This is a genomic window from Kitasatospora sp. NPDC059795, assembly GCF_042732175.1.
In the GTDB taxonomy this organism is placed as follows: Bacteria; Actinomycetota; Actinomycetes; order Streptomycetales; family Streptomycetaceae; genus Kitasatospora.
The window spans coordinates 1-20,037 of the sequence record NZ_JBHWID010000027.1; the positions used below are offsets into that span (position 1 = coordinate 1).

Consider the following 20,037-nt stretch of genomic DNA (forward strand, 5'->3'; position numbering starts at 1 on the left):
CCCGCCACCGGCCAGACCCGCCACCGCGAGAACCGCCGGCGAACCGGTGTCCGGCAGATGCCCCGACCCGCCCTTGCCGTGCGGCGGCTCCGACGAACCACCCGGACGAGGCACCTTCACACACCCCTCGCCCTTCTTGCCCTTCTCCTCCGGCGGGCACTGCGACACCGCGACGCACACCTCCACCGGCAGGCTCTCCACCAACTCCCCCTGCGGACCACGACCCGAAGCCGTCGCCGTGTTCGTCACATGGCCGACCTTCGCATCCTCCTCCGTCACCACGTAACTGCCGCGGCACGTCGTGCTCGCACCCGGCTCCAACGTCGTCGCCTCACAGACGACCCGCGCGACCCGGTCATCCGAGACCGCGACGTCCGTCAGCACCGTCGAGCCGGAGTTCGTCACCGTGTAGACGTAGGAAATGGTGTCCCCCACACCGAACGGACCCGCACCATCCACCGCCTTCACAATGCTCAACACGGCCTCACCGACAACCGGAACCGTCACCTCGCCGGGCGGACTCTGAACGGGCCGACCCTCAGGATCCGTACCGCCCGCATGCGCGGTGTTCGTGACATGACCCGCCCGGACATCCGCGGCCGTCACCACATAACTGCCATGGCAGAGCGTGCTCGCACCCGCAGCCAACGACGCCGAGTCACACGTCACCGAAGCGACGCGGTCATCGGTGACGGTCACGTCGTGAACGGGGGTGGTACCCGTGTTGGTGACCGTGTACGTGTAATCCACCCTGTCACCCACCCGGAACGGCCCCACCCCGTCAGCCGCCTTCTCAATGCTCAACACGGCCTCACCGACAACAGGGACCGACACCTCGGCAGGCGGACTCTGCACGGGCCGACCCTCAGGATCGACGCCGCTCGCACGAGCAGTGTTCGTCACATGACCCGCCTGAACATCGGCCGCAGTGACCACATAACTGCCGTGACACAACGTGCTCGCACCAGGCGCCAGCGTCGTCACGCCACACGTCACCGACGCAACGCGGTCGTCCGCCACGGTCAGGTCGTGCACCGCCGCCGTACCGGTGTTGATCACCGTGTACGTGTAGTCCACCCTGCCCCCCACCCGGAACGGACCCGCCCCGTCCGCCACCTTCTCGATGGCCAGCACCGCCACACCCACCACCGGAACCGTCACCACCGCCGGCGGACTCACCACCGTCTCCCCCCGCGGATTCGTACCCTCGGCATGCGCCGTGTTGGTCACATGGCCCGCCTGCACATCCGCGGCCGTCACCACATAACTGCCGTGGCACAACGTGCTCGCACCAGGGGCCAGCATCGTCGCCCCACACGTCACCGACACCACATGGTCGTCCGCGACAGTAAGGGCGTTGACCGCCGCCGTCCCTGTGTTCTTCACGGTGTACGTGTACGACACCGTGTCCCCCACCCGGAACGGGCCGGCCCCGTCCGCCGCCTTCTCGATGGCCAACACCGCCTCACCCACCACCGGCACAGTCGCCTCGCCGGGCGGACTCTGCACCGGCTGCCCCTCAGGATCAGTAGCGTCCGCGTGCGCCGTGTTCGTCACGTGCCCGGCCGCCACATCGGCAGCCGTGACGACATAGCCGCCGTGGCAGAACGTGCTCTGCCCGGGGTTCAACGTCGTCACGTCGCACGTCACCGACGCGACGCGGTCGTCCGCCACCGTCAGGCCGTGCACCGCCGCCGTCCCCGCATTGATCACGGTGTACGTGTAGTGCACGGTGTCGCCCAGGTGGAACGGGCCGGCGCTGTCGGCGACCTTCTCCAGGGTGAGTCGGGCGTTGCCGGCGATCTCGACGGTGGCCTCGCCGGGCGGGCTCTGCACGGGATCGCCCTGCGGGTCGGCGCCGTGCGCACGGGCGGTGTTGGTCACGGACCCGGCCGTCACGTCCGCCGCGGTGATGACGTAGCTGCCGTGGCAGAACGTGCTCTGCCCGGGGTTCAGCGCCGTCGCCTCGCACGTCACCGACACGATGTGGTCGTCCGACACCGTCAGGTCGTGCACCGCCGCCGTACCGGTGTTGGTCACCGTGTACGTGTAGGGAACGGTGTCGCCGACGTGGAACGGGCCAGCACTGTCCGCCGCCTTCTGCAGGACCAACCGGGCCTCGCCGACGACCGGGACGGTCGCCTCGCCGGGCGGGCTCTCGACCGTCCGGCCTTCGGGGTCCGTTCCTGCGGCGTGCGCCGTGTTGGTCACGTGGCCGGCCGTCACATCGGCGGCCGAGACGACGTAGCTGCCGTGGCAGGTCGTGCTCTGCCCCGGGTTGAGCACCGTCACCCCGCACGTCACCGAAGCGACGCGGTCGTCCGACACCGTCAGATTGTCGACCACCGCCGTCCCCGAGTTGGTCACCGTGTACGTGTAGGAGACCGCCTCGCCCAGATGGAACGGACCCGCACCGTCAGCCGCCTTCTCGATCGCCAGCACCGCCTCGCCCACCACCGGGACGGTCACCGAGGCCGGCGGGCTCTGCACCGGCTGCCCCTCGGGGTCGGTCCCGTTCGCGTGCGCCGTGTTCGTCACGTGCCCGGCCGACACATCAGCGGCCGTGATCACGTAACTGCCGTGGCAGAGCGTGCTCTCCCCCGGGTTCAACGTCGTCGCGTCACACGCCACCGACGCGACACGATCGTCGCTCACCGTCAGGTCGTGCACCGCCGCCGTACCGGTATCGGTCACCGTGTACGTGTACGAAACGGTGTCCCCGAGCCGGAACGGGCCCCCACTGTCAGCGGCCTTCTGCAGGACCAACCGGGCCTCGCCGACGACGGGAAGAGACACCTCCTCCGGGGGGCTGACGACGGTCTCGCCCTCGGGGTTGGTGCCCACGGCCTCGGCGCGGTTGGTCAGGTGCCCGAGGGCCAGGTCGGCGTCGGTCACTACGTACGCGGCGTGGCAGGCGGTGCTGTCACCGGGGTCGAGGACGGTGCTGTCGCAGGTGACGGCCGGCGAGTGGTCGTCGGCGACGAAGACGTCGTGAAGGACCGTCTGGCCGGTGTTCGTCACCGTGTACGTGTAGTTGACGGTGTCACCGACACGGACGGGGCCAGCAGTGTCGGCCGACTTGGCCAGTGCCACCGAGGACGGGCCGACGACCGGAACGGTGGCTTCCGTCTCCGGGGAGTCGATCGGCTGGCCGTTGCTGATGCCGTGGACGACAGCATGATTGGTCACCGAACCGACGTCGGCGTCGGCGGCGGTGACGACGTAGCTGCCGTGGCACTGGGTGCTGTCTCCGGGACTGCCGCGAGGGGCGAGGGTCGTGACGTCGCAGGTGATGCCCGTGACCCGGTCGTCGCTCACGGCGAGGTCGGTGATCTCGGTGCCGCCGGTGTTGCTCACGACATACGTGTAGGGGACGGTGTCGCCGACGTGGAACGGACCGGGAACGTCCACCTGCTTGACGACCCCGAGGCCCGGCGGCGTCACGAGGGGGACGGTCTCGGTCGACGGAGGCGACTCGACCGGGTCGCCGTCCGCCGTTCCGGTGGCCACCGCGGTATTGACGATGTGGCCCGCCGCCACATCCGCCGCGGTCACGGTGTAGGTGGCGGTGCACGTGACGGTCTCACCGGGCTGCAGCACCGTCACCGGGCAGCTCACCGGCCCGACCTTCGGATCGTTGACGCCCAGATTGTCGATCGGGACGTTCCCGGAGTTCGTGACGACGAAGTCGTACGGAACCCGCGAACCGACCACCAGATCCGCAGGCAGAGGCTGATGGGCCTGCTTGACCAGGTTCAGTTCGGGCAGCGGCTGGTCGGTGTTGATCACCACGTTGCGGATCAGGTGCACGTCGGTGAACAGACCCGTCGAGCCGGCGAAGCCGAACTTGTAGGTCGCGGGGACGGGTTGGGGCGCCGGGGTGTTGAGCACCGGGTGCGGGCCGGTGCCGTCGCTGAAGTCGACGTCGATGGTCAGCACCGGCGAGGGCGCCGGCGTCAGATGCACATGGACCCGGCGACGGGACGGCTCCAGCAACGTCTGCGCCTCGGCGGGCGTCACCCCGACCGGCAGCGAGGTCAGCGGGCCCTGCAGGTTTCCGGGCAGGGTGGACGGCCAGGGGCCGGTGGTCGAGAAGTTGCTGGTGGTGGCGGTCAGGAAGCAGTAGCCGTCAAGGCCGTCACCGGGGCCCCGGACGGTGACCATGTTGGCGCCCGGCGCCGGGATGCGGAAGCCCGTCCCGGCCGGGGAACGGGTCGGACAGCCGTTGCCCCGGCGCTCCCAATCACCGAAGTAGTTGCCGAGCACGTCGAGACCGACGCCGAGGTAGCCGCTGTCGACGCCGGGCAGGAAGGTCAGGCCGGGGTTGTCGTCGGGCAGCTTCTGCGCGTAGCCGAGGCTGCCGCCGAACGCACCCGGATGCTTCAACGAGACATCACCGTTGACCAGGAAGAACGAGATGCCGTCCGCCGGCGTCGCGGGCGTCGTACTGCCGTACTGCCACTGATCGAAGGTCACGTCCAGACCGTTGCCCGCCGGCAGCGCCTGATCGAACAGCACCGCCGCGCTCCGGTCGTTCCCGGCGTCGGTGATCCGCAGATACCCGAACGGCGAACTGTCCAACGGCGGCACCGGACCGACCTCCGGAGTCGGACAACCGGTCAGCTGACGCCCGTCCGGCGGGAGCGGGGTCGTGACGGGTCCGCCGGTGAGGCAGGCCGCGCCGACGGCGACGAACCTCGGATCCGCGGTCGCACCGGTGAAGTCCTCCCGCAACAGGGGGGAACCAGTGGCTCGGACACGCTCCGGCAGGACCGCGGCGTGGCGGGAGGTGGGCGCTGCGGCTTGGGCGCCCAGGGTGACGGCCAGACCCGTTCCGACCAGGCCGAGAGTGGCTGCGGCGCTGATGAAGCGGGCCGCTCGCGATCTGAGCCGCAACGGTCCGCGGAGATGTCTCGTCATACCCTGGACTATGCACAGCCACCACCAAGCGCTATCGGCTTGTCCTATCAAAGGACCTACGGAATCGCTCGGACGCGCGAACACGAGATGCCGCACCGGCCGCCGGACCCCTGACTTGACGTCAGGCCCCTCCATGGATCCCTGATCCCCCATCAGGTCGAACGTCCGGCGGGACCCCGAGCAGGAACCAGGATCGGCGGACCACCCAAGGGGTGAACCTTCGACCCGGCCCCCACTGCCCCCCACTAGGGCTCCTGACTCTCCGTGACGACTATATGGCCGCACGGTCGCATTGCGGGCACCGGTGGCCCATGTCCTTCTGGTTGGTGGCAGGGCCGCCATCGTGCCCCGCCGCCACACCGAACTCCTCGAAGGGGATCATTCATGCGTGCTCTCAAGCGTGTCCTGGCCGTCGGCGCCCTCACCGCCCCCCTCATGATCGGCTGCGCCGGACTCGCCTCCGCAAACGAAGGCCCGGAAGCCCACTGGGGCAACACCTCGTTCGTCGCCGACGAGACCGGCGCCTGCTTCGCCCAGAGCTTCTCCGTCGTCAGCCCGAACGGGGTCGAGCACGGCAGCCACCTGATCTGTGCGGACAGCACCGGCGTCTCCGGCTTCTTCACCGACGCCGGAGCCAGCTGGTAGGAGCCCGGCCCCGGGCGTCGGACGCCGGACCGACGCCCACCGCCCTCCGCTCCGCCCCCCCTGCTCCGCACTCCGCTCCACACTCGTCGACCCGCGTGTCACGGCCGTTCCGGCCGGGCGACTGCGGGTCGATGCGCGTCCCGCCCGAGACACGGAGCGCCCCTGAGCAGGGAGCACCCCGAGGGAGCGCCCCGGGCAGGGAGCGCCCCGGGCAGGGGGCGTCAGCGGCACAGGGCCGCGTCGGCGGCGTCGGACACCCGCTGCCGGACCTCCGGCGCCGAGGCCATGGTCACCGCGACGGTCGCCGCGCGGCCGTCCTCGGTGACACCGCCCCGGGTGACGTAGCCGGGGACGCTGCCGCCGTGGCCCCAGGACAGGCCGCCGCAGGGCAGCGGGTGGCTCGCCAGGCCGAGGCCGTAGCGCGCGCCGGGGCCGAAGTGGTCGGCCGGGACGGTGGTCCGCATCTGGGCGAGCTGGGCCGGGGGCAGCAGCCGGCCGCCGATCAGAGCGGCGAAGAAGCGGTTCAGGTCGCCGGTGGTGGAGATCATCGCGCCGGCGGCCCAGGCCCAGGACGGGTCCATCTCGGTGATGTCGAAGGGCTGTGCGCCGGGCTGCGCGGGCGGCAGGTAGCCGTGCGGGTGGCGCTCGCGGATGCCCGTGTCGCCCTGGGCGGGGAAGTAGGTGTGGCGCAGGCCGATCCGGTCGATCACGCGCTTGGTGATCTCCTCGCCGACGGGTCGTCCGGTGACCTTCTGGATGATCAGTCCGGCGATCAGGTAGCCGGTGCTGCTGTACTTCCAGCCCGCGCCGGGGGCGAAGTCCGGCGGGTGGGCGAGGGCGACGTCGAGCAGGTCGCGCGGTTCGACGTACTGGTCGGTCCCGGAGAGGTCGAGGAAGGTGGTGTAGTCCGCCAACCCGCTGGTGTGCTGGAGGATTTGGCGGACGGTGATGTTCCGTCCGTCGATGCCGTCGCCGCGGATCAGGCCGGGCAGGTAGGTGTCGAGGGAGGCGTCCAGCTGTATCCGGCCTTCCGCCACCAGCTGGAGGACGACGACCGCGACGAAGGTCTTGGTGTTGCTGCCGATCCTGACCTGCCCGTCGGCGGGCACCTTCGCCCCGGTGGCCAGGTCGCCGACGCCCGCCGTGTAGCTGCGGGTCCGGCCGTCGCGTCCCTGGACGGCGGCCAGCACGCCGGGCAGGCCGTCGGCGGAGACCAGCGCGTCCAGGCGCTGCTGGACGACGTCCGTCGGCTTGGCCGCCCCGGCGACGTCCGTCGGCTTGGCCTCGGCGGTGGCCGCCGGGGCGAGCCCGGTGAGCAGGAGGGCGCAGGCGGTGGCGAGCAGGGCACTGCGGCGGGCGCCGCGGCGGGCGCAACCGCGGTGCGGGGGTGGCGAGTTCATGCGGGCGTCTCCTCGGGCGGGGCCGGGCGGGCCGGGTGTTCCGGTCGGGCTCCAGAACACCACGGGCCGGTCGGGGCCGCCGTCGCCGTCGAGGAGGAGTGGTGGGCGTCCGGCTCGTCCTGACGATGTATCAGGAACCCTGATCCGTCTCCGAGTTCGGCAGGTCGATCTTGAACGGGGAGCCGTTGGCGGTGGGGTTCCAGCCCCGGGCGAGGGCGGTCCGGATGCCGGTGGCGACCTCGCGCGGCAGGATCAGGTCGGCCGGGGTGGGGCGGGGGGAGATCCGGGCGCGGCGGCCGGTCTCCACGACGAGGGTGGTGCCGGGGTGGGCGGCGTCCTCGGCGACCCAGCCGAGGGTGCCGCCCTCGTAGTCGCAGCAGAGGTGGCGTCGGGCGGCGTGCCAGCGGTACGCGGCGCCGTCGACGACGATGCGGCGAGCGCCTTTGCGGGCGAGGGCCATGCCGGCGTCCTTTCTCGGGGGTGCGGGTCCGGGGACAGTGCCCGGACGGCGGGTCCGGGAACAGTGTCCGGTCGGCGGCGCGCGGGTGTCACCGGTTTTTCCGATGCGGCCGCGGCCCTCACCGCCAGAGGCGGGCGAGGTGGGCGTGCAGCAGGCGTTCGGCTTCTTCGGGGGTGCGGTGGCCGATCAGGACGTGTGCGGTGAGGCCGTCGGCGAGGGCGAGCAGGGTGCGGGCCTCGGCGGCGGGGTCGGGGAGGTCGCCGGCGTCGGCGATCAGCCGGGTGAGCAGGGCCTCCAGGTCGGTGTAGCTGCCCCGCAGGTCGTCGGCGAGGGCGGGGTTGACGGCGGCGGCGGCGAGGAAGGCGAGCCAGACCCGGGCCTGGGCGCGCTGGTGGGTCTGCAGCAGGGCGATCTCGTGGGCGAGGTGGCCGACGGTGCTGGCCGGGGACTGGGCGGGGGCGGCGAGCAGGCGGGTGCGGGCGCGTGCGGTGACCTGGTGGCCGATGTGGGCGAGAGCGAATCGGAGCATCTCGTCCTTGCTGCGGAAGCAGCGTTGGACGGCGCCCATGGAGACCTCGGCGCGGGCGGCGACGTCGCGGAGGCTGACGGCTTCCAGGCCCTGTTCGTCGATCAGGGCGCAGACGGCGTCGGCGATCCGGCGTCGGCGTTCCTCGTGGTCCACCTGCTTGGGCATCGGTTCGCGGCCTCCGGTGACGACTTTTATTCGATGCGAGTGTATCGGTTCCTGGGCTAGGGTGCGGTTCTGTTCCGATGCAGTCGCATCGGAAAAACGTTCAGGAGGACAGATCCCATGTGGAAGCTTTCCGCCGGCGCTCTCGCCGCCGCCGTCCGGGCCGGCGAGGTGTCCGCCGCCGAGTCGGTGGAGGCGCACCTCGACCGGATCGCCGCGGTGAACCCGCGGGTCAACGCCGTCACCCAGTTGTTCGCCGACCGGGCCCGCGCCGACGCCCGCCGGATCGATGCGCGGCGGGCCGCCGGTGAGGCGCTCGGCCCGCTGGCGGGTGTGCCGTTCACCGTCAAGGAGTGCATCCGGGTCGAGGGTTTCGCGACCACCTTCGGCACGCCGCGGTTCGCGGGCATGACGGCGCCGGCCGACGCGATCCCGGTGGCGCGGCTGCGCGCCGCGGGGGCGATCCCGATCGGCCACAGCAACATGCCGACGCTGATCCTGTCCGGGATGCACACCCGCAGCGAGCTGTACGGCGACACCCTCAACCCGTGGGACGCGGGGCTGACGCCCGGCGGCACCAGCGGCGGGGACGGGGTGGCGGTCGCGACCGGGATGGCCGCGCTCGGGCTGGGCGACGACTCGGGCGGCTCGGTCCGCATCCCGGCCGTGTTCTGCGGCGTCGCGGCGCTGAACCCGACCGCCGGCCGGTTCGCCGCCGACCAGCGCATGCTGGGCCCGGACGACCCCGGCCCGGCGTCCCAAGTCCTGGTCGCGGACGGCCCGTTGGCCCGCACGGTGGCGGATCTGCGGCTCGCGTACGAGTGCCTGGCAGGGCCCGATCCGCGCGATCCGCGGGCCGTGCCCGCGCCGCTGTACGGCCGTCCGCTCGACGGCCCGCCGAAGGTCGCCGTGGTCGCCGACCCGGGCGGGCGCGGCGTGCACCCGACCGTCCGGGCTGCCGTGGAGCGGGCCGCGGGGGCGCTGGCCGAGGCGGGGTACGACGTCCGCGAGGTGGCCGACGTGCCGCGGTTCGACGAGGCGTACGACGCGTTCCACCGGCTGACCGTCGCCGAGTTCACGCCGTCCTGGCCGGTCGTGCGGAAGATCCTCGGTGAGGGCGGCGAGCGCTTCATCGACTTCGCGACGCGTGCCACGCCGCAGGTGGACGCCGCCGGGCTGGTCAAGCTGATGGGCACCTGGATGAACATCCGCCGGGCCTGGGCGGAGTTCCTGGAGGAGTACCCGCTGCTGCTCGGCCCGGTGTTCACCGAGCCGCCGGTGGAGCCGGGCCTGGAGTCGCGCGACCGGGCGGGCCGGGACCGGGTGACGTCCGCGATGCGGCTGTGCTCGGTGACGAGCTTCGTCGGCCTCCCGGCGGTGGCGGTGCCCACCGGGCCGGCGGCGGACGGCCTGCCGACCGGCGTCCAGGTGGTGGGGCGGCCGTTCCGCGAGGACCTCTGCCTGGCCGCCGCCCAGCACCTGGAGGACCGGTTCGGCCTCCTCTCCCCCGTCGACCCGGCGTTCTGACGGGCTGACGGGCCCGACGTTCTGACGGGCTGACGTGCCGACGGCCCGGGGCTCCACAAGGAAGGGCCCCGGGCCGTCAGGGAGCGGCGATGTCCACCTCGACGGTGAAGTCCTGCTGCGCGGACGGGCAGGGCCGGGCCTCGCCGCAGCTGGTGCGGTGGGCGGTCAGCCGGGCGGTTCCGGTGGTGCGAGCGGTGAAGGCGGTGGTGACGGTGCCGCAGCCGCCGCCGGGTCGGCAGCCGGGGCCGGTGGTGGCGGTCGGCTGTCCGGTGGGGGCGAGCAGGGCGGGGTCGGTGCTGGTGGCGGGCGACCAGTAGGTGCTGTGGAGTTCGGTGCGGACGGTGGTGCCGGGCGCGACGGTGATCCGGGTGCGGTCGGCGCTCTCGTTCAGCACCACGGACGCGGCGGTCGCGGTGGCGGCCGGGCCGCAGCCGCCGGCGAGCGCCGCGAGGGCGAGCAGGGCGGCGGCGAGGGCGTTCTTCGGTGGCATGGCGGGGCTCCGTCCCGTCGTCGGGGCAGCTGCGACGGCGCCGGGGCGGGCCCGTGGTGGGTCCGCCCCGGCGCCCCCGAGGGGGGTTTGGTGCCGCGTCAGGAGACGTTGAGCGCGGTGTCGTCGACGACGAAGCTGGTCTGCAGCGAGGCGTCCTCGGTGCCGGTGAACTTCAGGGTGACGCTCTGGCCCGCGTAGGCCGACAGGTCGAAGGACTTCTGGACGTACCCGGTGGCGGCGTTGACGTTGGAGTAGGTCGCCAGGGTGGTCGAGTTGGCCTGGACGGTCAGCTTGTCGTAGACGGTGGTGCCGGTCTCGGCGGTGTCGATGTGCAGCCAGAAGCTGAAGGTGGCCTTGCATCCGGACGGGATCGTGACGGTCTGGGAGACGGTGTCGGTGTGGGCGGAGCCGTAGCCGTCCATCCAGGCCTTCCAGGAGCCGCTGTGGGCGGCCTCGGAGGTGGAGTTGGAGACCACGCCGGCGCTGGCGGTCCAGGGCGCGGCGCTGCCGGTCTCGAAGCCGGCGTTGCCGAGCAGCTGGGCCGCGGTGCAGGTGCCGCCGCCGCTGCCGGCCTCGGTCCAGCCGAAGGAGGCGGTGCCGGCGGCGCCGGTGGTGTCGGTGGCGGTGACGGTGACCGAGGAGGTGCCGGCGGCGGTCGGGGTGCCGGAGATCAGGCCGGTGGAGGCGTTGATGCTCAGGCCGGCGGGCAGGCCGGTGGCCGCGTAGGTCAGGGTCTGGCCGGACGCCGAGTCGGTGGCCTTGATCTGCACGCTCGCGGCGGTGCCGACGGTGCCGCTCTGGCTGCCGGGGTTGGTCACCGTGACGGTGTTGGTGGTGCCGCCGCCGTGGGTGAGGATGGCGTGCGTGATGGCGCAGGAGTTGGTGTCGTTGGACCAGCTGGCCTGCTCGGCGAAGGTGCCGTACGAGCCGAAGCCGACGTTGGCGGCGCCGCCGGCGGTGCCGGGCTGGAGCCAGGCGCACTCGTCGGAGTTCTCCTGGCCGTTGTACGAGCTGCCCGCGACCTGGTTGGTCCAGCCGCCGGCCGGGTTCTGGTCGGACATCATCTCGTGCCACTCGTGGCCCAGCGTCATGGTCCAACCGTCCAGCGTGCCGGGCGAGTTGACGAAGCCGACGCCGCAGGAGGAGCCCATGTCGATGTTGTACGGCTGGTTGGAGAACGCGATGTCGCCGTAGGAGGAGGTGACGGCGCCGCCGGTGAGGGTGGTGTCGCCGTTCCAGTCGTGCCAGGCGCAGTAACCCTGGGTCGGGCTCTGGTAGTTGTCCGGGTCGGTGCCCTTGGGGGACAGCACCACGTAGTAGGCGTCGCGGTTGGCGGCGGCGGTGGTGTTGCCGAAGTGGGCGGCCGCGTTGACGGCTTCGACGCCGAGCTGGTGGCCGGTGGCGGTGGACGGCTCGGCGCCCGCGTTGTCGTACCAGACGCCGGCGAGCACGCCGCCGCTCTGGTAGGGGACGAACGCGGCGTTCGACGGGCAACTGACCGCCCCGGCGGCGACGTTGGGGCCGTCGCACCACTGGGTGAGGTCGGCGGACCAGGTCTCGCCGTTGGTGCCGATGCCCTTGAACATGTTCTGCGCGGCCTGCGCTGCGCCCGCCGTGTCGTTGGAGAACGTCAGGTTGCCGTTGGCGTCGGTGCCCTGGGTGCCCCACTGGGTGCCGTAGAAGACCAGGTACACCTTGGAGTGGCCGCTCTGCACGCCGATGCCGTCGATGCCGCCGCCGTAGGACAGGGTCTGCTGGCCGGTGGCCGCGGCCTGCGGCTGGTGGGCGATGCGGTCCTGCTTCTGCTTGGCGTACTGCTTCATGCCCGGGAGGGTGCTGTTGGTGAGGGCCGGGCTGAACGGGTTGAACTCGTTGGAGATGCCGCCGGTTCCGGCGGGTCCGCGGTGGGCCTGGCCGGAGACCGCCGCGGCGGCCGGCTGGGGGGTGTCGGCGTGCGCGGGGGCCGCGGTGACGGCGAGTCCGGCGGCGGCGACCACGAGCGAGGCTGCGCCGGTGAGCGCCGCGAGTCTCGAACGTATGGCGGTGGGGGACATTCCCATGGGTGGGGGGCCTCTCTCCTCCGGCCGCCCGCACCTCGGTGGGGCGCGGCGCGGCCGATATTCCTGGGGCGGGCCAGAAGCAAAGCAGAGCGACTGACGGGCAGTCAACGGATCGGGTTCAGGAGAAATTCAGGTTCCGGCATCTGAGCAGGCCACAGTGGGTCTCCTGGCAGTGCGCCAACTCCCCCGGCCTTCAACAGTTTTCCATTCGCCATCCCTGTTCTTGGCAGTTCGGGTGGAATTCGGTACCGCCCCTTTGCGAGAGTTTGGAATTCGGGCGGAAAAGAGCCCGGCCGCCACTTCGGTGGCGGCCGGGCCCGTGTGCTGCGGGTGACGGAATGTCAGTTCTGCGGCGCCCGGGACTGGACCAGGGCGACGTAGCGGACGGTGAAGACCATCGGGACGACGAACCCGGCGATCTGCACCAGCAGGGAGGCGAGCGAGTGGCCGTGGCCGCCGTGGGCGAGCACGGCCAGAACGACGGCGGTGAGCGCGAAGGCTGCGGTCCACACGGTGGTGATGACGACGTTGACGCGGATGAACGGCTTGAGCGGCCAGATCTCGGGCGGGGTGCTGCGCTTGGCGATGCCGAGGGTGAAGGGCTTGCCGATCAGCAGCGAGGTGCCGGCGATCACGGCGAGGCAGGCGGAGGACAGCGTCGCGGACCAGTCGCGGACGCCGGAGTGCGGGTCGGCGAAGGCGATCGCGGCGAGCACCGCGAAGAACAGCGCGGAGCCGAGCTCGATGATCAACGCGTCGTAGGCGGCGCCGGCCCTGCGTTGCTGGAGGATGACGGCCGCGGCGACGACCAGGCCGGCCAGGGCGGCCCACTGCCACTGGGCGGAAGGGATCACCGCGAAGACGATCCAGGGCAGGAAGGTGCGCAGGTACGACATTTGGGTGTGGATTCCCCCTCGATGGATCGGCCCGTCGGGCCGGGCTGCCCGCAAGCCTATCCACGGAACGTCCTGCTCACACGAGCCGTCCACAGGCCGGATGGTGAAATCTGATCACCTGATGAACAGTCAGGGTCGGTCAGAGGTGCTCCAGGTAGTGCGCCAGGTAGGGCGGGGTCCGCAGGGCGGGTATCTCCGTGCGGGGCACCAGCCGGAGGGCCTGTCCCTCGCCGAGCACGAGGGCGCCGTCGGGTCCGTCGTAGACGGCGTGCAGCACGGCGGTGGTGTCGGCGAGCAGCGGGTGCCGCGGGGCGGTGAGCGGGCGCAGCGCGGTGACGCCGATGCCGGCCTCCTCGCGGATCTCGCGGGTGGCGCAGTCGTGGGCGCTCTCGTGGCCTTCGCGCCAGCCGCCGATGGGGGCCCAGTGGCCGGGCCAGGGGATGCCGGGGTGGTCGTCGCGGAGGTTGAGCAGCACCCGGTCGCGGGCGGGGGTGGTGACCAGGACGAGGACGCCTTCGAAGGCGTCGGGGCCGGTGTCGGGGTGTTCGGCGTCCAGGGTGGTGCGGGCGCGGCGGGCGCGGTCGACGAGCATCAGGCGGCGGTGGTCGTGGGGGTGCATGCGGTGGCGCCAGCGCCAGAGGGTGTCGACGGCCCAGTCGGTGTGGGCGGCGGTGAGGCGGATGCGGTGCAGTTGTTCGTCGTCGAGGGTGCCGCCGTCGAAGATGTGGCCGGTGCGGGCGAGCGGGTGCTCGGGGGTGGGGGCGTGGTGGAGGACGGCCAACAGGCGTCGGGCGGTGGCGAGTTGCTCGGTGGCGGGGTCGAGTCCGAGGTGGTGGCGGGTGGCGCGCAGGGCGGCCTGCCAGGGGGTTTCGCCGCGGTGGGTGGCGGCGGCGACGGGTTGCCAGTGGTCGGGGCGGCGGGCGGAGCGCAGCTGGAAGGGGTGGCCGTGGCGGTCGGTGAAGTGGAGGGCGCCGTAGCTGGTGGTGAGGGCGATCGGGTGGCCGGTCATGGTGGTTCCCCCTGTCGGCGTGGGCCTGGTGCCGACCCTAGTGGCATGGCCGCGGGGGTTCATGGGGTTGTGCGAAGTGACCGCCGAGTCGTGGATCGGCGATGCTGGGCGCATGCGTGCCGCCCGTCTGATCCGCATGGCCCTGCTGCTGCAGTCGACCCCCGGCCTCACCGCCGCCGAACTGGCCGGGGAGTTGGGGGTGTCCGAACGGACCGTCATCCGCGATGTCCAGGCGCTCCAGGAGGCCGGAATCCCGGTCCGGTCGGAACGCGGCCGGGCCGGCGGCTATCGGCTCGCTCCGGGCCACCGCACCCGCCTCACCACGCTGCATCCGACCGAGGCCGAGACGCTCTACCTGTCCGGGCTGCCTTCCGCGCTGCGCGATCTCGGGCTCTCCGACGCGGCCGGCACCGCCCGGCTGAAGCTCTCCGCCACCCTGTTGCCCTCCCTGCGGGCGGCCGCCGAGTCCTCGGCCCGGCGTTTCCACCTGGACGCGCCGGCCTGGTTCCGCGAGCCGTCCACTCCCGAGCTGCTGCCGGAGCTGGCGCGCGCGCTCTGGGCGGACCGCGCGGTCGAGTTCTCCTACACGCGCCCCGGCCGCGAGCCCGGGACGGCCCGCCGGGTGGAACCGTACGGGCTGGTCCTGAAGGCGGGCGTCTGGTACCTGGTGGGCCGGGTCCCGGGCGCTGCGGGCCCGGCCTTCCGCACCTACCGCGCCGATCGGATCGCCGTACTGGACACGCCCGTTGACGGTGTGTTCACCCGTGACCCGTCCTTCGACCTGGCGGCGTACTGGCAGGAGCACAGTGCCCGGTTCACCCTCTCGCTGCTGCGCGCCACCGTCACGGTGCGGCTCACCCCGGCGGGCGCGCGTCGCCTGCCGGAGGTCACCGACCGGGCCGCGGCCGGGCGGGCGCTGGCCGCCGCCTCGCCTCCGGATGCGGCCGGCCGGGTCACCCTCGAACTGGCCGTGGAGTCCGAGGAGATCGCGTTCGCCGAGCTGGCCTCGCTCGGCGCGGACGCCGAGGTGCTGGCCCCGCCCGCGCTCCGCGCCCGCCTCGCCCGGCACGCCCGGGCCTTCGCCGCGCTCTACAGCGGGGCGGGGCCGGACGACGAGGCGGGGCCGGACGACGGGGCGGGCCCGGACGACGGGGCCGCCGGGGCTCCGGACCGGCGTCCGGACGGCGGCCCCGCCGGGCGTCAGCGGTAGTCGTCCGCCGAGACGGGTTCGTCCTGTTCGCCGCGCTCGCCCATCGCGTCGAAGTACGCCCAGGCGTCCGGCGTGCTGCCGTCCACGTCCGTGACGCCGTAGACCCGGGCGAGTTCGGCGCTGGACGTCGACTTCCGGTTCCACCGCTCGGCCCGCAGCGGGTCCGCGGCGAGCGCGGCCACCCCGCGCGCGAGGTACTGCGGCGATTCCGCGATCGCGAAGGTCGGTTCGACGGCGACGACGTCCCGCCAGTTCTCCTCCGTCACGCCGAAGTGCGTCAGCATCTGCTCGGAGCGCAGGAAGCCCGGCGTCACGCAAACTGCCGCGCCGCCGTACTCCGCCAGTTCCTCGCCCAGCCCGAAGGCCATCCGGATCGGGGCGTTCTTCGCCAGGTCGTAGTAGAGGTTCTCGCGGTACCGGCGGTTGGTCACCGCGGTGCCGTCGGTGACCTCCACCAGCAGCGGTGCGGCCGACCGCACCAGCAGCGGCAGGCCGAGCGCCGCCGTGATCACGTGCGAGCGCACGCCCAGTTCCAGCATCCGCAGGCCGTCGGCGAGCGGCGTCTCCCAGCTCTTCTTCCCGAAGATCGACTCGACCGTCAGCCGCTCGCCGCCCCACAGGTCGTTGACCAGGACGTCGAGATGCCCGTGTTCCTCCTCGATCCGTGCGAACAGCGCCCGCACCTGTCCCTCGTCCAGGTGGTCGATGGGCACCGCAATCCCCACTCCGCCGGCCGCCGTCACCAGTTCCCCCGTCTCCTCGATCGTCTCGCTCGCCCGTCCCACCTCGCTCACCCGCTCGCGGGTCGTCCGTCCGGTCACGTAGACCGTCGCCCCGGCCCTGCCCAGTTCCACCGCCAGCGCCCGTCCCGCACCCCTGGTCGCGCCCGCGACCAGGGCGATCCGGCCCGCCAGCGGGCGGGCGGGGAGGTTGTCGCGGGACGGGACATCGTTCGTGTTCTCCATGCCTTCAACGATCGCCGCCAAAGGTGACAGAACGCGTCACCATTTATCCCTTCACGACACGACCACGATTTCGACACCACCACCGGGCCGGGGCGCAGCGGGCCGAGATCCCCTCCCCGGCCGACCGCGCGCGGGCCCATCAACGGGGCAATTCACCCGAACGTCGCAATGCGGGCACCCCGCCGTGCGGGCGGATGTAAGGACGGGTTGGGTGGAACCCGAGGCCGACGATCTTGGTCGGTCCGTGCAACGGATGTCCGTGCAACGGATGGGAGTGGCGTCGATGTACTACAGCAGCGGCAACTACGAGGCGTTCGCACGGCCCCGCAAGCCCGCCGGGGTGGACGACAAGCGGGCGTGGTTCGTGGGCTCGGGGCTGGCGTCGCTGGCGGGCGCGGCGTTCCTGGTCCGCGACGGGCAGCTGGCCGGCGAGCGGATCACGATCCTGGAGCAGCAGGGCATCCCGGGCGGTGCGCTGGACGGCATCGAGGAGCCGGAGCGCGGGTTCGTGGTGCGCGGCGGCCGCGAGATGGAGAACCACTTCGAGTGCCTGTGGGACCTGTTCCGCTCGGTCCCGTCGATGGAGATCGAGGGGGCCAGCGTCCTCGACGAGTTCTACTGGCTGAACAAGGACGACCCGAACTTCTCCCTCCAGCGCGTCACCCACCGGCAGGGCCGGGACGCGGAGACCAACGGCCTGTTCGCGCTGAGCGACCGGGCGCAGCGCGACCTGATGAAGGTCTTCATGGCGACGCGCGAGGAGATGGAGGGCCGGCGGATCGACGAGGTGTTCGGCGAGGACTTCCTGGCGTCGAACTTCTGGCTGTACTGGCGCACCATGTTCGCCTTCGAGCAGTGGCACTCGGCGCTGGAGATGAAGCTCTACCTGCACCGTTTCGTCCACCACATCGGCGGGCTGCCGGACTTCTCGGCGCTGAAGTTCACCAAGTACAACCAGTACGAGTCGCTGGTGCTGCCGCTGGTGGCGTACCTGCGGGGGCAGGGCGTGGTGTTCCAGTACGGCACCACGGTCACCGACGTCGACTTCTCGCTGGAGGACGGCCGCAAGCAGGCGACGGCACTGCACTGGGTCCGCGACGGGGAGCCGGGCGGGGTCCGGCTGACCGCGGACGACCTGCTGTTCACCACCATCGGTTCGCTGACCGAGAATTCCGACAACGGCGACCAGCACACCCCGGCGAAGCTGAACGAGGGCCCGGCGCCCGCCTGGGACCTGTGGCGGCGGATCGCCGCGAAGCACCCGGACTTCGGCCGCCCGGACGTGTTCGGCTCGCACGTCCCGCAGACCAAGTGGGAGTCGGCGACGGTGACCACGCTGGACCGCCGCATCCCGGAGTACATCCAGAAGGTGTGCAAGCGCGACCCGTTCTCGGGCGGCGTGGTGACGGGCGGCATCGTCACCGTCCGCGACTCGTCGTGGCTGCTGAGCTGGACGGTGAACCGGCAGCCGCACTTCAAGAAGCAGCCGAAGGACCAGATCGTGGTCTGGCTGTACTCGCTGTTCGTGGACGTGCCGGGCGACTACGTGAAGAAGCCGATGCAGGAGTGCACGGGCGAGGAGATCACCCGCGAGTGGCTGTACCACCTGGGCGTGCCGGTGGGGCAGATCGACGCCCTGGCGGCGGACGCGGCCAGGTGCGTGCCGGTGATGATGCCGTACGTGACGTCGTTCTTCATGCCGCGCACGGCCGGTGACCGCCCGGACGTGGTGCCGCCGGGGGCGGTGAACTTCGCCTTCATCGGGCAGTTCGCGGAGACCACCCGGGACTGCATCTTCACCACCGAGTACTCGGTGCGCACCGGCATGGAGGCGGTGTACCGGCTGCTGGGCGTGGAGCGCGGCGTGCCGGAGGTGTTCGCCTCGACGTACGACGTGCGGGCGCTGCTGAACGCGACGAGTCGGTTGCGCGACGGCAAGCCGGTGGCCCTGCCCGGCCCGCACGTGCTGCGCAAGCGGCTGAACGCGCGGCTGGAGACCTCGGAGATCGGCGAACTGCTGGGCGAGTACAACTTGCTTCCGGAGTAGGCCCGTTGGAAGCCCCGGACCGCCTGCGGTCCGGGGCTTTCGCATGCGGCGGGCCGGTCCCGGTCGGCCCCCCTACCGTCCGGGGGGCGGTCGACGCCACCCATTTTCCTCTCGACATCAAGCATCTTGATATCGAGAGACTTCTGCGGCAGAGTGCTCCCGGCACGAATGACGGCTGACGGCGGGACGGGGTGGAGACGGTGGCGAGGGAGCGCGGAGCCGGGCTGTGGGGGCAGTTGCGGGAGCCTCCGGGCGGGGCCGCGGGGCGGACCATGCTGGTGGTGGTGTTCGCGGACCGGACGGGCTCGGGGGTGTGGGCGGCGGCCTGCGTGCTGTACTTCACCGAGGTGGGGCGGCTGACGGCCGGCCAGGTCGGGCTGCTGCTCGGCGTCGCCTCGGTGGCGGGGATCGCCGGCTCGCCGCTCGCGGGGCGGCTGGCCGCGTCGCTGGGGTGGCGGCCGGTGCTGATCGGGTGTCACCTGCTGCGGGCGGTGGCGCTGGCGGCGGTGCTCTGCTGCTCCTCGTTCGGCGCGCTGCTGGGGCTGGTGGCCGCGTCCGCGCTGGGCGACCGGGCGGCGCGGGCGATGGAGATGCTGTTCGCCACCGACGTGGCGGGCGACCGGCGTTCGGTGTACCGGGCGCTGTCGCGGACGGCGATGAACGCCGGGTACGCGGCGGGCGCGGGCCTGGCCGCGATCGGGCTGGCGGTCGGGACGCCGGCCGCGTTCCGGGCGCTGCTGCTCGCGGACGTGCTCTCCTTCCTGCTGTCGGCCGTCCTGGTGGCGGGCATCCGGGAGCCGGGCCACCAGGGCCGGGTGGTCGCCGCCTCCGGACGGCCGGCGCCGGAGGCCGGCCCGGCGGAGCGGCCGAGTCCGTGGCGGGACGGCGGCTACCTGCGGTTCGTCGCGCTGGACTGCGCGTTGACCGTCGACGACGCGATCCTGAACGTCGGCCTGCCGCTGTGGCTGATCCACGCCACCCGCGCGCCGCACGCCCTGGTCCCGGCGTTCCTGGCGATCAACACGGTGCTGGTGGTGGCCGCGCAACTGCGCGTCTCGGCCCGGGTCCGCACGCCCCGTCAGGCGGTGCGCGCGGTGCCGATGTACGGCTTCGCGGTGCTGGGCTGCTGTGCGGCGGCGGCCGCGGCGCACGGGCCCGGGCCGGTGCTCGCCTCGGTGTTCCTGCTGGTGGCGGCAGTGCTGACGACCTTCGCCGAGCTGCTGCGTTCGGTGGTGTCCTGGGAGTTGTCGGTGGCGTTGGCGCCGGAGCGGGCCCGCCCGGAGTACCTCGGGGTGGCGGGGATGGCCCAGTCCACCGAGAAGGCGGCGGGCCCGCTGCTGCTGACGGGCGCGGTGCTGTCGACCGGCCCGCTGGGCTGGCTCGGCCTGGGCGTGGCGACCACCGTCGCGGCGTACGCGCAACGGCACTTCGCCGCGTCCCGGCTCGCCGCAGCGGCGGCCGCGACGCCCGCAAGCACCGGGCTGCCCGCCGCCGCGGCCACTTCGGGCTGAGCTCCGCCGCGGTCTCCGCCACGGTCCCGAACAGGTCGCCGACGGCGGCGAGCACAGCGGCGTGCAGGGCGGCGGCGGACAGGTCGGCAGCGAGCTGGGCGGCGGCGGATCAGTGGGTGGTGGCGGTGCGTCCGTCGAGCAGTCCGGCGGCGGACAGGCCGGCAGGTGGGCGCCGACGCAGACCGAGGCGACCCGGCGGGCGGACG

The 20,037-nt window shown here is 72.4% G+C and carries 13 protein-coding genes and 1 pseudogene; 5 read left to right on the forward strand and 9 right to left on the reverse strand.

Annotated elements, in window-relative coordinates; all coding sequences use genetic code 11:
* Nucleotides 1–4,734: pseudogene (locus tag ACFV4P_RS33275) on the reverse strand (hypothetical protein); the annotation flags it as partial.
* A 570-nt stretch (nt 4,735–5,304) separates the two neighbouring features.
* Between ACFV4P_RS33275 and ACFV4P_RS33280 the strand changes: the two are divergent.
* Nucleotides 5,305–5,565, forward strand: coding sequence for a hypothetical protein (locus tag ACFV4P_RS33280; RefSeq protein ID WP_380477228.1), 261 nt, complete (start codon nt 5,305–5,307; stop codon nt 5,563–5,565).
* A 221-nt stretch (nt 5,566–5,786) separates the two neighbouring features.
* Here ACFV4P_RS33280 and ACFV4P_RS33285 read toward each other — a convergent pair whose 3' ends face one another.
* The 3 genes from ACFV4P_RS33285 to ACFV4P_RS33295 form a co-directional block, all read right to left on the reverse strand.
* Nucleotides 5,787–6,965 (reverse strand): serine hydrolase domain-containing protein, encoded by a 1,179-nt coding sequence (locus tag ACFV4P_RS33285; RefSeq protein WP_380477229.1) that lies wholly within the window; start codon nt 6,963–6,965, stop codon nt 5,787–5,789.
* A gap of 130 nt (nt 6,966–7,095) precedes the next feature.
* Complete coding sequence (locus ACFV4P_RS33290) at nt 7,096–7,425, reverse strand: hypothetical protein (RefSeq protein ID WP_380477230.1); 330 nt, start codon at nt 7,423–7,425, stop codon at nt 7,096–7,098.
* 118 nt (nt 7,426–7,543) lie between these two features.
* Nucleotides 7,544–8,119 carry a TetR/AcrR family transcriptional regulator gene (locus ACFV4P_RS33295; RefSeq protein ID WP_380477231.1) on the reverse strand — a complete coding sequence of 192 codons (576 nt, stop codon included), beginning with the start codon at nt 8,117–8,119 and terminating at the stop codon, nt 7,544–7,546.
* A gap of 117 nt (nt 8,120–8,236) precedes the next feature.
* On the opposite strand from ACFV4P_RS33295, the gene ACFV4P_RS33300 reads away from it, so the two are divergent.
* Nucleotides 8,237–9,643: an amidase gene (locus tag ACFV4P_RS33300; protein ID WP_380477232.1), complete on the forward strand. Its 1,407-nt coding sequence runs from the start codon at nt 8,237–8,239 to the stop codon at nt 9,641–9,643.
* Between the two features lie 76 nt (nt 9,644–9,719).
* Here the strand turns inward: ACFV4P_RS33300 and ACFV4P_RS33305 are convergent, their stop codons facing one another.
* From ACFV4P_RS33305 to ACFV4P_RS33320, 4 genes are all read right to left on the reverse strand, one after another.
* Entirely contained in the window at nt 9,720–10,133 is a 414-nt protein-coding gene (locus ACFV4P_RS33305; protein ID WP_380477233.1) for a hypothetical protein, read from the reverse strand.
* A gap of 98 nt (nt 10,134–10,231) precedes the next feature.
* Nucleotides 10,232–12,193 (reverse strand): putative Ig domain-containing protein, encoded by a 1,962-nt coding sequence (locus ACFV4P_RS33310; RefSeq protein ID WP_380477234.1) that lies wholly within the window; start codon nt 12,191–12,193, stop codon nt 10,232–10,234.
* Between the two features lie 341 nt (nt 12,194–12,534).
* Nucleotides 12,535–13,089 carry a hypothetical protein gene (locus ACFV4P_RS33315; protein WP_380477235.1) on the reverse strand — a complete coding sequence of 185 codons (555 nt, stop codon included), beginning with the start codon at nt 13,087–13,089 and terminating at the stop codon, nt 12,535–12,537.
* Nucleotides 13,090–13,228: 139 nt separating this feature from the next.
* A complete protein-coding gene (locus ACFV4P_RS33320; protein ID WP_380477236.1) occupies nt 13,229–14,098 on the reverse strand; it encodes an NUDIX domain-containing protein in 870 nt (289 codons plus the stop codon).
* 112 nt (nt 14,099–14,210) lie between these two features.
* On the opposite strand from ACFV4P_RS33320, the gene ACFV4P_RS33325 reads away from it, so the two are divergent.
* Nucleotides 14,211–15,308 carry a helix-turn-helix transcriptional regulator gene (locus ACFV4P_RS33325; protein WP_380477237.1) on the forward strand — a complete coding sequence of 366 codons (1,098 nt, stop codon included), beginning with the start codon at nt 14,211–14,213 and terminating at the stop codon, nt 15,306–15,308.
* Here ACFV4P_RS33325 and ACFV4P_RS33330 read toward each other — a convergent pair.
* Nucleotides 15,299–16,273 (reverse strand): SDR family oxidoreductase, encoded by a 975-nt coding sequence (locus ACFV4P_RS33330; protein WP_380477238.1) that lies wholly within the window; start codon nt 16,271–16,273, stop codon nt 15,299–15,301. The genes ACFV4P_RS33325 and ACFV4P_RS33330 overlap by 10 nt on opposite strands.
* Nucleotides 16,274–16,526: 253 nt before the next feature.
* On the opposite strand from ACFV4P_RS33330, the gene ACFV4P_RS33335 reads away from it, so the two are divergent.
* The gene (locus ACFV4P_RS33335) at nt 16,527–18,320 is read left to right on the forward strand and encodes an oleate hydratase (RefSeq protein ID WP_380477239.1); all 1,794 of its coding nucleotides are present in this window, start codon (nt 16,527–16,529) and stop codon (nt 18,318–18,320) included.
* Between the two features lie 200 nt (nt 18,321–18,520).
* Nucleotides 18,521–19,831, forward strand: coding sequence for an MFS transporter (locus ACFV4P_RS33340; RefSeq protein ID WP_380477240.1), 1,311 nt, complete (start codon nt 18,521–18,523; stop codon nt 19,829–19,831).
* Nucleotides 19,832–20,037 lie beyond the last annotated feature (206 nt).